The following is a 14,254-nucleotide window of genomic DNA, read 5'->3' as shown; positions in this document are numbered from 1 at the left end:
AAAGTTACAAACTTCTCAAAATATTAATTACTGTTTTTTATGTGCATTTACTGCAGCAGCCACAAAGTTTACAAAGATTGGGTGCGGATTTGCAACCGTACTTTTGTATTCTGGATGGTATTGAACACCGATAAAAAATGGGTGATTTTCAAGCTCAACGATTTCCACTAAACCTGTATCAGGATTAACTCCAGAAGCTTTTAAACCTGCTTTTTGCAATTCATCAGCATATTTATTATTGTACTCATAACGGTGGCGGTGACGCTCCGAAATAGTTTTTTCTCCGTAAATTCTGTGTGCTAAAGTGTTTGGTTTAATATCACATTTCCAAGCACCCAAACGCATTGTTCCTCCTTTATCGGTTACATTTTTCTGTTCTTCCATTAAATTCACAACTGGATGAGGCGTTTTATCGTTCATCTCTGTAGAATTCGCATCAGCATAACCTAAAATATTTCTAGAATATTCGATAACAGACATCTGCATTCCTAAACAAATTCCGAAGAAAGGAATGTTGTTTTCACGCACAAAACGAACTGCTTCGATTTTTCCTTCAATACCTCTTTCACCAAAACCTGGAGCAACTAAAACTCCGTCAAGAGAACCTAATTTTTCTTCCACATTATCTGCATTAATATGCTCTGAGTGAATAGAAATTACGTTTACTTTTGTTTCGTTTGCAGCTCCTGCATGAATGAACGCCTCTAAAATAGATTTGTAACAATCTTGCATTTCTACATATTTTCCAACTAAACCAATGTTTACAGTTTGTTTTGGATTTTTTAATCTTTTTAAGAAAGTATTCCAGTTTTTAAGATCTGGAGATGCTTTTTTAGGCAAATCTAATTTCTTTAAAGCCACAACATCTAATCCTTCTTCAAGCATTAAATTTGGAACTTCATATATAGTAGAAGCATCAATTGACTGAATAACCGCTTCTTTCTTAACATTACAGAATAAAGCTAATTTCTGGCGCAATTCCTGAGACAATTCGTGCTCCGTTCTACAAACCAAAATATCTGCTTTGATACCACTCTCCATTAAAGTTTTAACAGAGTGCTGAGTTGGTTTCGTTTTCAACTCACCAGCTGCAGCCAAATATGGAACTAATGTTAAATGAATTACGATTCCGTTATTTTCACCTAACTCCCAAACTAATTGACGAACAGATTCTATATAAGGTAAAGATTCGATATCACCAACAGTACCACCAATTTCAGTAATTACAATATCATAGTCGCCAGATTTACCTAGCAATTGCATTCTGTCTTTGATTTCGTTTGTGATATGAGGAACAACCTGAACCGTTTTTCCTAAAAACTCTCCTCTTCTTTCTTTTTCAATAACCGAAAGATAAACTCTTCCTGTAGTAACGTTATTAGCCTGAGAAGTAGGAACGTTCAAAAAACGCTCGTAGTGCCCTAAGTCTAAGTCTGTTTCAGCTCCATCATCTGTCACATAACATTCTCCGTGCTCATACGGGTTTAGTGTCCCCGGATCTACGTTAATATATGGATCAAATTTTTGAATAGTCGTGCGATATCCTCTTCCTTGTAACAATTTTGCCAAAGATGCCGCGATAATCCCTTTTCCTAATGAAGAGGTCACACCTCCTGTAACAAAAATATATTTTGTTTGATTCATTCTGTTGTTGTTTGTAAGTAGTTGTGTAAAAAACTTGGCAAAAGTACAAATTTAATTAGACAATTTATACAATAGACTTCTTAGATTTTTAGAATTTTAGAATGCTGATTTTTTAGCTTTTTCAAATCAAAAGAAAACCTTCCTATATATTAATTTTTATCTATTGTTTAAAAGATTTTCAGTCATTATAATGAAAATTTTATCTAATTATATAAAAATCCCATAATCACAAAAAGCATGTTATATCGGCTTCGGATATTGCTTCTTAATATTTCGAATTAATTCTTCTAAACCATTCAATTTCAATTCGTAAATAAGCTGCAATTGTTGACCAAGCTCTCCTTTTGGAAATCCTTTATTATGATACCAAACAACATAATACTCAGGTAAATCAATTAAATATTTTCCCTCGTATTTCCCGAAAGGCATTTTGGTGTGCGCTAATTTTATGAGTTGTTTTTTGTCTTGATCCATAGTTTTTTTGTTGTAGAAAAAAGAAGCAAGATGAAAGACCAATGCTTTCTTCTTGCTTCAATTAGTTGCAAAGCTATTATTTATTTACCACAGATTAAAAAATAGTTTTCAGTCGCAGTCGCAGTTTACAGTTAAAATAAAATCGAACATAAAAACTAAAACTTAGCAAGCTTATTATTTATTTGCCACAGATAAAAAAGGATTCTCACAGATTACCCAATCAAAGATTAGAAAACTTAGAACCTCAGAATCTTAAACCCTTAGCATCTTAAAAAAAACTTAGAACCTTAGTATCTCAGAACCTTAGCCTCTTTAAAAAAAAAGAAGCAAGAAAAAAGAACTTATTTGCGTTCCCTCTTCCTGCTTCAAAAATATCATTTAAGACTTATTACTAATTTCTAAAAAAGCTAAAAAAACTTAGCATCTTAGCATCTCAGAACCTTAGCATCTTAGTAGTGCCATCTCACGAAAGCTTCCATTGCAGCATACGTTGCTAAACCTAATTGGTGGTACAATTCTGCTGTTTCGCGGTTTCTGTCTTCTGCTCTCTGCCAGAACTCTCTTGCATCTGTTCCTTGGAAAACAACTCCATCTTTTTGAGATTGGTGCTTGAAGATTCCGTGACGTTTTTCCAAAACCTGATCTGGACTCATTGGAACAGCCATTTCAACTTCGTCAATTCCCCATTCTTGCCAAGCTCCACGGTATAACCATAACCAGCAATCGTTCATGAATTCTTTTGGTTTTAAAACTTTTACTGCCTCAAAAATTGCATCCAAACAAACTTTGTGCGTTCCGTGTGGATCTGCTAAATCTCCCGCTGCGTAAATCTGGTGCGGTTTAATTTTCTCAATTAAATCAACTGTCAACTGAACATCTTCTGGTCCGATTGGTTTTTTCTCGATTGTACCTGTTTCATAGAAAGGCAATTCCATAAAGTGAATCTGCTCGTCTGGAAGACCAACAAAATGACTTGTAGCTCTCGCCTCTCCTTTTCTGATTAAACCTTTAATGTAACGAACTTCTGGAATATCAATTTCGCTGTTCTTTTTGTTCTGCAAGAATGCTTCTGCCTTTTTGTAAATACTATCTGCCTCTGCACTTTTGATTCCGAATTTCTCGTTGTAATCAATCACAAATCTTGCAAAACGAAGCGCTTCATCATCAGCAACGGCAATGTTTCCAGATGTTTGATAAGCAACATGCACCTCATGTCCTTGCTCTTGCAAACGCATGAACGTTCCTCCCATACTAATAATATCATCATCTGGGTGCGGACTGAAGATCAATACACGTTTTTTAGCTGGCTCGGCTCTTTCTGGACGGTTTGAGTCGTCTGCATTTGGTTTTCCACCTGGCCAACCTGTAATTGTGTTTTGTAATTTATTAAATATTTTAATGTTAGTATCGTAAGCTGGACCAGAATCTGCCAACAAATCACTCATACCGTTTTCGATATAATCTGCATCAGTAAGCATTAAAATTGGTTTTTTAAGATCTAATGCCAATCCTAAAACTGCTTTACGAGTTAATTTATCTGTCCAAACGATTTTTTCTACCAGCCAAGGTTTATTAACTCTCGTTAATTTTGAAGAAGCTTCTTTGTCTAAGATAAAAACAGCATTATTATGCTCTTGCAAAAATGAAGCTGGAACTCGGTTTGTAACTTCGTCCTCAACAGATCTTTTTACAATGTTTGCTTTTCCCTCTCCCCAAGCCAATAAGATTACTCTTTTTGCTTCCATGATTTTTTTAACTCCAAGTGTAATTGCAGTTCTTGGCGTATTATTTAAACCAAAGAAATCTTTACTTGCCGCAACTCTTGTAATATGATCTAAAGCCACTAAACGAGTTTTAGAGTTTTGAAGCGAACCAGACTCATTAAATCCGATGTGTCCGTTTCCTCCAATTCCAAGAATCTGAAGATCGATTCCGCCTAAAGCTTCAATTTTAGCTTCATATTCGTGGCAATAATCTGCAATTTGTTCTTTTGTTAAAAGTCCGTCTGGAACATGAGCGTTTTCAGGTAAAATATCGACATGATCAAACAAAAGTTCCTTCATGAAACGAACATAACTGTTGATTGAATTGGGTTCCATTGGATAATATTCATCCAAGTTAAAACTGATTACGTTTTTAAAACTCAAACCTTCTTCTTTGTGCAGACGCACTAATTCGGCATATAATCCTTTTGGAGAAGAACCTGTTGCCAAACCAAGAATACATGGCTTTCCTTCTTTTTCTTTTTCTTTGATTAATGCTGCAATTTCTTGCGCTACTTCTTTTGAAGCATCTGTTGAGTTTTCAAAAACAACTGTATTAATGTTTTCGAATCGTTTTTCGAAACCTGTTGCTTTGTCGATTTTACTTTTTAACATGATATATTAATTTTTTATTTTTGTTCAACTATTCCATTTCCTGTACTTATGTCCTTTTACAGCATAAAACAAAATCATTGCATAAGATGGTAATAACATTAAATACGCCAACTGATTACCGCTTTTTGAAACGCCTTGCATATTTTTTGCAATATTTGCAGAATTGATGCTTTCAGTAATCATTCCGTAAAACAGTGGAAAAACTGCTCCACCGATAATTCCCATAATCAAAATAGCACTACCAATCTTTGTATAACCTCCTAAATCCTGCAAAGCCATTGGCCATATTGCTGGCCAGCACAATGCATTTGCCAATCCTAAAAGCGCTACTAAAAGTATTACCAATGGTATATTTGGAGTCCCAGGAACTGCAATCATTATTTTTGGCGAAATCAAAACAATTGCCAAAACCAGCACCAAGCCCAATATTCCTGACACTTTTAAAGCAGTGACCTGAGAAAGATATTTAGGGATCAATACTATTCCAAGAACGTATCCGATAACCATTGCCGACATGGTAAATGAGGTTAGTTTAAGATAGAAATTCCCTTCTTCACCATAAACTCCAAGCTGTTTTCCGAAAGCTCCAATAGAATCTCCCGCCAAAACTTCGGCAGACAAATACAACATTAAAGTAATTACTCCCAAAACAAGCTGTGGATATTTAAATGCATTTTTAATCTGTTGAAAAACACTTAAATTCGAAACATTTCCTTCTTCATCCAAATCAATTTCTGGAAGAGGAGAAAATTTCACCATCAAAGCTAAAATAGTAATAATCAACCCCATATAAAGATACGGTGTTTGTAATTGCAAAGCAAGAGAATTTAACGCAGTAGTTTTTGCAACTTCATCCATCGCCGCAATTTTGTCTGCGGTAAAGTCCTTCATATTAGACAAAACCAAAACCGTAAGAACGATTGGCGCTACGAATCCAGCTAGTTTATTTGCAATTCCTAAAACACTGATTCTTGCAGCTGCACTTTCTCTAGGCCCAATTACTACAACATATGGGTTTGATGCTGTCTGTAAAACCGCCAAACCAGTTCCCATTACAAATAAGGCCAATAAAAACAAAAGAAAAGTACGACTAGAAGCCGCTGGATAAAACATAAAAGCTCCTGCGGCGATAATTAGCAATCCTAAAGAAATTCCGTTTTTATATCCAACTTTTTCAATAATATAAGAAGAAGGAACTGCCATTACGAAGTAGGCAATATAAAATGCGAAAGTCACAAAATAAGCTTGCGAAGAAGTTAGTTCGCAGGCTAATTCAAAAAACGGAATTAATGGTCCGTTAAGCCAGGTTACGAATCCTAGAATAAAAAACAATAAGGTTAAAATTACCATCGGAACAATGGCACTTTTTTTCTCTACCTGTAATGTACTTTGAATGTTTGTCATAATTTTTGGTTGATTAGCTTATAGATTTATTTAATTCAAAATCTAAATTAGAATCAACTCTCACATTATTGATTGCGTAATTTATGCAAATATCTGCATTTTTTTTGCAAAACAAAAGTACTACATTAAATTTCCTTATTCTCTAATTTAGATATGAAAGTTTTGTTAATTTTTGCTATTCCAGTTTAAATCAGGGTAATATTTTGCCAAATATGTTTTTACATCGGCAATATCTTCTTTGGCTGTTAGGTCTGGAACATGCTCCGAAAACGGAATTCCGATCGTTGTATTCGGATTTTCCTTAACGGAGTTCAAAAGCACTGTTGGAAGCTCCTTTTCATCACGCCCTGGATGCACTGGACAATTTTTAAGATGTACATATAAGGTCTTTCCATTAAACTTAAAAGCATTCATACTCACACGGATCTTTCCTTCTGCATCTTTATATTGTTCCAAATCCTCTTCTGAAGGCTTTTCTAAAATATCCAAAAGCTGATTATTTGCATCTAATTTTGCAATTGCAAAACGAGAAATACGCTCCAGCGGAAAATCCATTGCATCGCGATCGTAACTAATAAAAGCATTCGGACTTTCAGTTTCTCTTAAAGCACGCAATGCTTCAGCCGAATACAAATTATCGCTATTACAAACCGAATAAAACTGCGAATTCAATTCTGGATATTGCTCTACTGCCTGAAACAAAGCGTCTGCAGTTCCAAAAGGCTTCACTCTTCCTTCAGGAATATATTGAATCGCAAATGAGATGTTCAATCCATGAAAATCATTATCCTTCATTTTACTTCCGTAAAACTCTTTAAACAATTCTCCCTGCTCACCTATTATAATATAAATGTTTTTATAGCCTGCTTTTTTTGCATTCCACAAAAGATAATCCAACAGCGGTCTTCCGCTTGCGCCAACCCCTATTAAACCTTTACTTCTTTCGTTGGCCTGCGCAATTTCTTCAGGAGAAAGATTATTGGTAACCGCTTCTTTTTTCATACGAGAAGATGCTCCACCAGCTAGAATCACTAAATTGTCGTGCATTTTATTTTAATTTTCAATATTATCAATAATTCGTACTCCCGGATCAACATTTACCGCATAAGCTTCTTGTGCTCCTGCGTGTAAAATCGCCTTAATAACCCCATCTTCATTTTTTGGATCAGCGATCACCACAATGCTTCCGCCACCGCCAGAACCCACAATTTTTGCTCCGTATGCACCTGCTTTTAAGGCCGCATTAATCATTGCATCAATTCTTGGAACGGTTATTTTCAGCAAATCGCGTAAAATTTCATGATGCCCATTCATTAAAGCACCTATTTTTTTAAGATCTAAAACTGGTTTTTCAAATTCCTTTAAAGCTTCTTTGGTAAAATAATAATTTCTAATGGCTGCTTCAAAAAACGGAATTAGACGATCTGGAAGACAATTTCTATATTTATCCAAATCCTCTATTTCAGATGAATTCAAGTCAAACTGCGGATAGTTTTGCTTCACAATATCAATTGCCATTAAAGCATTTCCTTTTAATTCGCCAAGCAATCCAATAGTTTCTTTTGGAACACCTGAAACTCCAGTAATTAAACCTTTTAACCCCGTTCCTATTACATTAAAAGAAAACGGTTTTCTGGTATTAATATAAACGATATTTCCAACGCCAATACTAAAATGATCCATCATTCCGCCAGGTTCTCCATGTTCTACAACTTCAGATTCGTAACCTAATTTAGAAAGAAATTCAGGCGTAACTTCTTGATCAATTCCGAAAGCTTCTATCAGGAAACGAATCCAAGCCATCAGCAAAGCCGACGAACTCGATGTTCCCGAATTAATCGGAATATCTCCAGTAATTGTAATATCGTAACCCGATTTAGGTTCACAGCCATATCTTCGCAATACTCGCAAAGCAGATGCAAAATAATCTCTCGGTTCTAATTTTTCGAAAGCCTCGTATATATCGACAACTCTAATTTCATTAATATCAACCATATTCAGAACAAAAGTTTTGGCCTGATTTTCTTTTGCAATTAATTTAATATTTCGATCTATCGCACAGGCTATAACAGGCAACCCTAAATAATCTTGATGATCTCCAAAAAGACAGGTTCGGCCGGGAGCTAATGAGGTAATTTTTTTCACTTAAACACTTTGTATTAAAATACTTTATTTCAATAAATTAAAGCATTATTTGGTTATAGATTTATTTTAGTTTTTCGGTTTTTATTTCACGAAACTAGAGATTATATTTTTATAAAACAAGAAAAAATATAAAAATGTGCTCGAACACACTATTTTTATGTTCTCGAGCACATTTATTAATTCTTACACAAAAAATGCGTTTATTAACTCAAAGTTTTTATATTTGTCTATATGGACAAAAAGTACACAATTAAGGATATAGCACAAATGGCTGGAGTTTCTAAAGGAACTGTAGACCGTGTGCTGCACAATAGAGGAAAAGTATCTCCTGCTGCACTCGAAAAAATCAATGAAGTTTTGAATGTTATTGATTACGAGCCCAACTTAATTGCACGAAATCTGAAAAGCACCAAAGTATACCGTATTTGCGTTTTACTTCCAGATCCTGTTTTTGACCCGTACTGGCTTCCTTGTGTTAACGGAATTCAGGATGCCATTACAGAATTTAAAGCCTACAATGTTGTTATAGAAATACATTACTTTAATCCAGAAAGCACCAAATCTTTTTTAAAGACAAATGAAACTATTATATCGCAATCGCCAGATGCTGTTTTATTGACTCCACTTTTTCATAAGGAAACCATCGAAATCATAAATCAATATGACGAATTAGGGATTATGGTTAACACTTTCAATAACCAGGTAGAATCCTCTTCTATTAAAAGTTTTGTGGGACAAGATTTATACAAAAGCGGCCGTGTTGCCGCTAGTTTAATGAATCTGATTCTTCCAAAAGGGCAAATTGCGATTATACATATTGATGAAAGTCTTAAAAATGCTGTTCACATGCAGGAAAAAGAACGCGGCTTTAGAAGTTATTTTGAAGAAAAAAACCTTTCTAATTTCTCTTTAACCACTTTAAAACTGAAATATTCCAACATTGAAACTAAGCTACCAGCTTTCATAAATGAAAATCCAGATTTAAGTGGCATTTTCATTACCACTTCAAAAGCTTACCAAATTGCCTCTACACTTTCAAACGTAACAGACAAAAAGATCGCTTTGATTGGCTATGATTTAATTGATAAAAATGTTAGTTTTTTAAATCAAGGATTGGTTCACTTCTTAATCCATCAAAATCAAAAAAGACAAGCTTATTTAGGTGTAAGCACTTTGGCAGATCACTTTATCTTTAGAAAAGACATTCCGGAAACTATTTTGCTTCCTATTGATATTATCAATGTAGAGAATGCTTCTTTTTACGTTAGCTAATGTGGTTTGCCACTAAGACGCTAAGGCACGAAGTTTTTTTTGAATCTCGCAAAGTCTTTTTTATACTTTCAATACTTTTGTCGTATCCTGACTCGGCTTAATACCATTAAGCCAAGGACTTGCTTTTTTTTAGTCTCTCGCAGATTTTGCAGATTTACGCAGAAAAAATGAGTAAAAAATCTGCTGAATCTGCTAAATCTGCGGGCTGTTTTTTTTCTTAATTTAATCATATTGAGATATAGTAGAGGCTTCAACCAAGATCGCAGATTTCTTAATTGTGTTCCTGTGGTTGAGACCACGGGCTATGTTTGAAAATAGATTCAAAAAAATCCTTTTAAAGCTTTAGCCAAACATAATAATTTAGGCTAGAGCCATTTCTTTACTCTATTCAAACTCCAGCTTTAGCTGGAGACAATTCAAATTAGATTTTCCCTTAAAAAAAACTTTGCGCCTCTGCGACTTTGCGAGATTCAAATAAAAAAGTAAAAAAACTTTGTGCCTTTGCACCTTTGCAGCAAACTTTACTTCAAGATAAACTTCCCAAAAGAAGAAGGAATATGAAAATTCGGTTCTGCGGTATTAGGATCTACCCACGTAATCCAAGTTGGTTCGTAATTTCCGCTTTCATCTTTAGAAAATTTAGCTCGGTAAACTCCAGCTTCGATAATATTATCATGAATTAAATCCAATTCTTTTAAAGACGCAATACTAATTGATCCCGCAACCGTAAACGATTTTTGTCCTTTTACCGACTGTATTTCCAACTGTTTTTCTGGCCATTTCCAATTGTAATCAAAATTCCAATTCGGATAAGCTTCAAAATCCAAAATACGCGCATCTACATCCATTTCCAAACAATAATACGGACTTAGTTTTTCATTTTTTCTAAAAAACAGCTCTACTCTATCCGAATTACAAATACTGTCTGTGGAATTGTCTTTTCTATCAATATAAATCTCTGAATCAAAAACTTGAAAATTAAAATATAAATAATCTAAATCCCAAAGCGCACGAAATTCAATCTTTAAGACAGGATGATTATTCCATGGCGAAGTAAAATCGGTTAAACAATTTGCTTTTTTCCAAAAAACAGGATCCATAATTTCGCTTGCGTTTTTTTGACTTTTATCGATTATTTCTACGTGGTATTCTTTCAAAATTCTTCTTCTTAAAATCTGTTAATTTTTCATTTTCAAAAAAGGTCAAAATGACCATTAATTCATTTCGCGATTTTGGCCTTTTTATCGTTGACCAATATAGTTCAAAAATCGAATTAAAAAACAAACCGAATTCATAATTAAAACTAAAAATCACTTCCTTTTCATCATAAGAAAAGACTGCTTAATTTTTACGTTTTTCGTTTAGTGGTTGCGAAATTCATAAGTTTTTAATAAATCCTTATTTATAATTCAAAAAACCGCCAATATCACACCTACTCTTTTTCTAAACTATTTTAAAAATATCACAGCAATTTAAGTCAAAAAAAACAATTCGCACAATTTTATGTGCTCGAGAACATAAATTTTGTGTGTTCGAGCACATTTTCTGTGTTTTTTCTTGTTTTATAAAAATATAATCTATAGTTTCGTCAGAGATTAATCTTAAAACTAAGTTAATTATGCAAAAATTAGGGTGATTTTTAACCTTTAAAAAAGAAGAAAATAGAACTAAACAAGCCGTGTTTAGCTCAAAAGCAAAACCTCTTATTTGTATAGAAAACAACTTAATCAACACATAACTAAAAAAAACAAAATGAATTCCACGATCAAAAAAGAAATCTAAAACCTACAAACAAGAAAAAAAACAATTAAACATTAACCAAAACCAATTTAAAGTATGAAATTATTAACCCAAAAAAAGCCAAGAGATTTTCGGATTAACAATTTATCCCGCAAAGAAATCGGAATAACGGTTCTTTCGTTATTAGTTTTTACATTTCAAGCTTCTGCAGCTTCTTCTATAAATACTTCAGATAATAACAAAACAGCGCTGTATTTTGAAAAAACAGTAAAAGGTACTGTAACAGATCAAAACGGTTTGCCTCTTCCGGGCGCCAATGTTGTGGTTAAAGGCACTACAAAAGGTGTTCAGACCGATGTTGACGGAACTTTTGCTATTACAGTTCCAGATAATGCAACAAAATTGGTGATTACTTTCATTGGTATGGAAGACCAAGAAGTAAGTATTGGAAGCGCGCCTCTAAAAATTGTCATGAAAGAAGCAGGACAGAAACTAGAAGAAGTAGTAATTGGATACGGAAAATCTAAGAAAAAAGACCTTACAGGTTCTGTGAGTTCGCTTAGCAAAGACAATTTAAACTTAGGCGGAACGGTTGCAAACGTTGGACAAGCGCTTCAAGGACGTGCTTCTGGAGTACAGGTGCAGCAAAATAGTTATGCGCCAGGAACAAATCCGCAAGTTGTAATTAGAGGTGGGAACTCAATTAATACTTCGAATGCTCCGCTATACGTAGTCGACGGATTCATTACCAGCACAGGAGGTTCTATTAGCCCAAACGACATTGAAAACATTCAAATTCTTAAAGATGCGGCTTCTACAGCAATTTACGGTGCTCGTGGAGGAAATGGGGTAATTTTGATTACTACTAAAAAAGGAAAAGCTGGAAAAATGAATATGGAAGCCGAGATTTCTGATGGTTTTCAAAATATCATAAAAGAACCATCTTTAATGACTGGACAGCAATATGCCAATTATCAGAATGCTCTTAATGCTGAAAACGGAAGACCTCCACTTTTCCCTTCTAGCTTTCCTGTTGCCAACACGAACTGGTTTGACGCTGCAACTCGTACTGGAGAAGTCCTTAACAGAACGCTTACTTTTAGCGGAAGCGACCAAACTTCAAAATTCTTTCTTTCTGGAAACTATTTAAAACAAACTGGAGCTATCGTAAACACTGATTTTGAAAGATACAGTGTGAGAATGGGTGCAGAAAAAAAATTCAACGATAAGCTAAACATGGGAATGAATGCTTATGGTGCTGTTGCTGAAGGAAATAATAGCGATTTTGGCGATAATATCTTATCTCCAATGTTCTCTATACAGACTGCTCCTCCAGCTATTCCAATTTACAATGCAGATGGTTCGTATTATAAATTTCAAGGAAAAGATAATGCTTTAGCACTTTTACTTGAGCCTACAGATCATACAATCAACAGATTGGTAAACGGAAACATGTTTTTAGATTATCAGATCATTAAAGGTTTAACGTATCACTTTGGTGCGGGTGCAGAATGGCAGGAAAACATTCAAGGAAAATATACTCCAAGTACTTTGGTAGCTGGAGCAGCTTTGAAAGGTTCTGGTTCTGAGGAAAACATAACATATTTCAGATGGAGTACAGAGCAATATTTGACTTATAAATTTGACATCAAAGAAAAACATGCTATAACAGCAATGATTGGTACTTCGAACCAAAAAGATACATTTGAGAGAGTAAGAGCAGCTGGCACAGGTTTCTCAAGTGACTTGTTGACTTATTACAATCTGCAAGGAGCTTCAGTGTATTTAAAACCTGAAACAGAAAAAACAGAAACGAAATTGACTTCTTATTTTGGAAGGTTAAATTATGCGTTCAACGATAAATACTTAGCCACTTTTACAATTAGAAAAGACGGTTCTTCTCGTTTTGGACCAAACAACAGATTTGGTATTTTCCCTTCTGGAGCTGTTGCTTGGAAAATCTCTAACGAATCTTTTATGCAAAACGTAAAAGCAATTTCTGAACTTAAATTGAGAGCAAGTTATGGTATTACAGGTAGTGACGGTATTGGAGACTACTCTTATATGAGCCGTTTATCTTCTTGGGGTGTAACTATTGCTCCAGATGAATTTGTTGCAGGAACAGAACCAGCGAACTTAGCGAACCCAAATCTAAAATGGGAACAAACTGCTCAAACGGATATCGGTTTAGATTTAGGGTTATTTAATGACAAACTTTCTATTACATTCGATTATTACAAAAAAAGAACGACAGATGCTCTTTTAAATGTTCCTGTTGGAGGATGGTGGGGATTTGGTACTCAGAGAGTTAACGCAGGGGTTATTGATAACCAAGGTGTTGAGTTGGGAATAAGCACAACAAACTTTAGAAATGATAAATTCACTTGGACAACTTCATTAAATCTAGCATACAACAAACAAGAAGTGGTATCTCTTGCAGATAATGTAAAAATCATCAGTTCAAACACTTCTAATCCAAGCGGAACGGTTTCTGGTCAAGAATTTACAAGATTGGAGCCAGGAAAAGAAATGGGAGTTTTGTATGGTTATATATATGCAGGGGTTATCAAAACTGGAGAAACTTATGCTCCTCAACCATTATCTGCTCCTGGAGATCCTAAATATGTAGACGTTGATGGTGACGGTCAAATTACAGCAAAAGATAGAACGTATCTAGGAAACTCTATTCCGCACTATGTAGCTGGTTTTAATAACGATTTTAGATATAGAAACTTTGACATGAATATCTTTTTCCAAGGCGCTTTTGACTATTCAGTTTACAATATGACTAAAATGGTTGGTGAGTCTTCTACAAGCACAGATGCACTAAACCGTTGGGTTGCCGGACAAAACGAAAACACAGATATTCCTAGAGATGGCTATTACAAAAGCACTTACGGAAGTTATGTGAATTCAAAATTTGTTGAAGAAGCTTCTTACTTGCGTCTGAAAAATGTTTCTATCGGATATACGATTCCTGAAAGTGCTCTAAAAACAGTGAAATTTATTGACAGCATCAGATTATATGCTATCGGACAAAATTTACTAACGATCACAAACTATTCTGGAAATGATCCTGAGGTAAATGGCCATACCACTAGTGCTACTGCACAAAATATTGGTGGTGGAATCGACTTTAACTCATTCCCAGCTTCAAGAACTTTTATACTTGGAATTAAAGTCGCAATTCACTAGTC

Annotated in this window: 9 protein-coding genes; 2 read left to right on the top strand and 7 right to left on the bottom strand. The window is 34.6% G+C overall.

The annotated features are described in order from the left end of the window. Window positions 1-27: 27 nt before the first annotated feature. From BSF41_RS13025 to BSF41_RS13000, 6 genes are all read right to left on the bottom strand, one after another. A complete protein-coding gene (locus tag BSF41_RS13025) occupies window positions 28-1,644 on the bottom strand; it encodes a CTP synthase (RefSeq protein WP_095929926.1) in 1,617 nt (538 codons plus the stop codon). A gap of 240 nt (window positions 1,645-1,884) precedes the next feature. Beyond that, complete coding sequence (locus BSF41_RS13020) at window positions 1,885-2,118, bottom strand: DUF3820 family protein (RefSeq protein ID WP_095929992.1); 234 nt, start codon at window positions 2,116-2,118, stop codon at window positions 1,885-1,887. 449 nt (window positions 2,119-2,567) lie between these two features. Then, window positions 2,568-4,496 carry a glucosamine-6-phosphate deaminase gene (gene nagB, locus BSF41_RS13015; protein WP_095929925.1) on the bottom strand — a complete coding sequence of 643 codons (1,929 nt, stop codon included), beginning with the start codon at window positions 4,494-4,496 and terminating at the stop codon, window positions 2,568-2,570. 24 nt (window positions 4,497-4,520) lie between these two features. Continuing rightward, window positions 4,521-5,900 carry a sugar MFS transporter gene (locus BSF41_RS13010; protein WP_095929924.1) on the bottom strand — a complete coding sequence of 460 codons (1,380 nt, stop codon included), beginning with the start codon at window positions 5,898-5,900 and terminating at the stop codon, window positions 4,521-4,523. Window positions 5,901-6,065: 165 nt separating this feature from the next. After that, a complete protein-coding gene (locus BSF41_RS13005; protein WP_095929923.1) occupies window positions 6,066-6,947 on the bottom strand; it encodes a sugar phosphate nucleotidyltransferase in 882 nt (293 codons plus the stop codon). A 6-nt stretch (window positions 6,948-6,953) separates the two neighbouring features. Continuing rightward, a complete protein-coding gene (locus BSF41_RS13000; protein ID WP_095929922.1) occupies window positions 6,954-8,045 on the bottom strand; it encodes a galactokinase family protein in 1,092 nt (363 codons plus the stop codon). Window positions 8,046-8,276: 231 nt separating this feature from the next. On the opposite strand from BSF41_RS13000, the gene BSF41_RS12995 reads away from it, so the two are divergent. Next, window positions 8,277-9,317 carry a LacI family DNA-binding transcriptional regulator gene (locus BSF41_RS12995; protein ID WP_095929921.1) on the top strand — a complete coding sequence of 347 codons (1,041 nt, stop codon included), beginning with the start codon at window positions 8,277-8,279 and terminating at the stop codon, window positions 9,315-9,317. A gap of 521 nt (window positions 9,318-9,838) precedes the next feature. Here the strand turns inward: BSF41_RS12995 and BSF41_RS12990 are convergent. Then, window positions 9,839-10,474 carry a sugar-binding protein gene (locus BSF41_RS12990; RefSeq protein WP_095929920.1) on the bottom strand — a complete coding sequence of 212 codons (636 nt, stop codon included), beginning with the start codon at window positions 10,472-10,474 and terminating at the stop codon, window positions 9,839-9,841. Between the two features lie 679 nt (window positions 10,475-11,153). Here BSF41_RS12990 and BSF41_RS12985 point away from each other — a divergent pair. Beyond that, window positions 11,154-14,252 carry a TonB-dependent receptor gene (locus tag BSF41_RS12985; protein ID WP_095929919.1) on the top strand — a complete coding sequence of 1,033 codons (3,099 nt, stop codon included), beginning with the start codon at window positions 11,154-11,156 and terminating at the stop codon, window positions 14,250-14,252. The last annotated feature ends 2 nt before the right edge of the window (window positions 14,253-14,254 follow it).

Origin of the sequence: Flavobacterium sp. ACN2 (assembly GCF_002303885.1) — a bacterium.
In the GTDB taxonomy this organism is placed as follows: domain Bacteria; phylum Bacteroidota; class Bacteroidia; order Flavobacteriales; family Flavobacteriaceae; genus Flavobacterium.
This window is presented reverse-complemented; position numbering and strand designations above follow the sequence as displayed.

Excerpts from the sequence above, each read along its gene's own strand:
- BSF41_RS13025 (WP_095929926.1), bottom strand. The coding sequence starts at position 1,644 with ATGAATCAAACAAAATATATTTTTGTTACAGGAGGTGTGACCTCTTCA.
- BSF41_RS13005 (WP_095929923.1), bottom strand. The coding sequence starts at position 6,947 with ATGCACGACAATTTAGTGATTCTAGCTGGTGGAGCATCTTCTCGTATG.
- BSF41_RS13020 (WP_095929992.1), bottom strand. The coding sequence starts at position 2,118 with ATGGATCAAGACAAAAAACAACTCATAAAATTAGCGCACACCAAAATG.
- BSF41_RS12995 (WP_095929921.1), top strand. The coding sequence starts at position 8,277 with ATGGACAAAAAGTACACAATTAAGGATATAGCACAAATGGCTGGAGTT.
- BSF41_RS13010 (WP_095929924.1), bottom strand. The coding sequence starts at position 5,900 with ATGACAAACATTCAAAGTACATTACAGGTAGAGAAAAAAAGTGCCATT.
- nagB (WP_095929925.1), bottom strand. The coding sequence starts at position 4,496 with ATGTTAAAAAGTAAAATCGACAAAGCAACAGGTTTCGAAAAACGATTC.
- BSF41_RS12985 (WP_095929919.1), top strand. The coding sequence starts at position 11,154 with ATGAAATTATTAACCCAAAAAAAGCCAAGAGATTTTCGGATTAACAAT.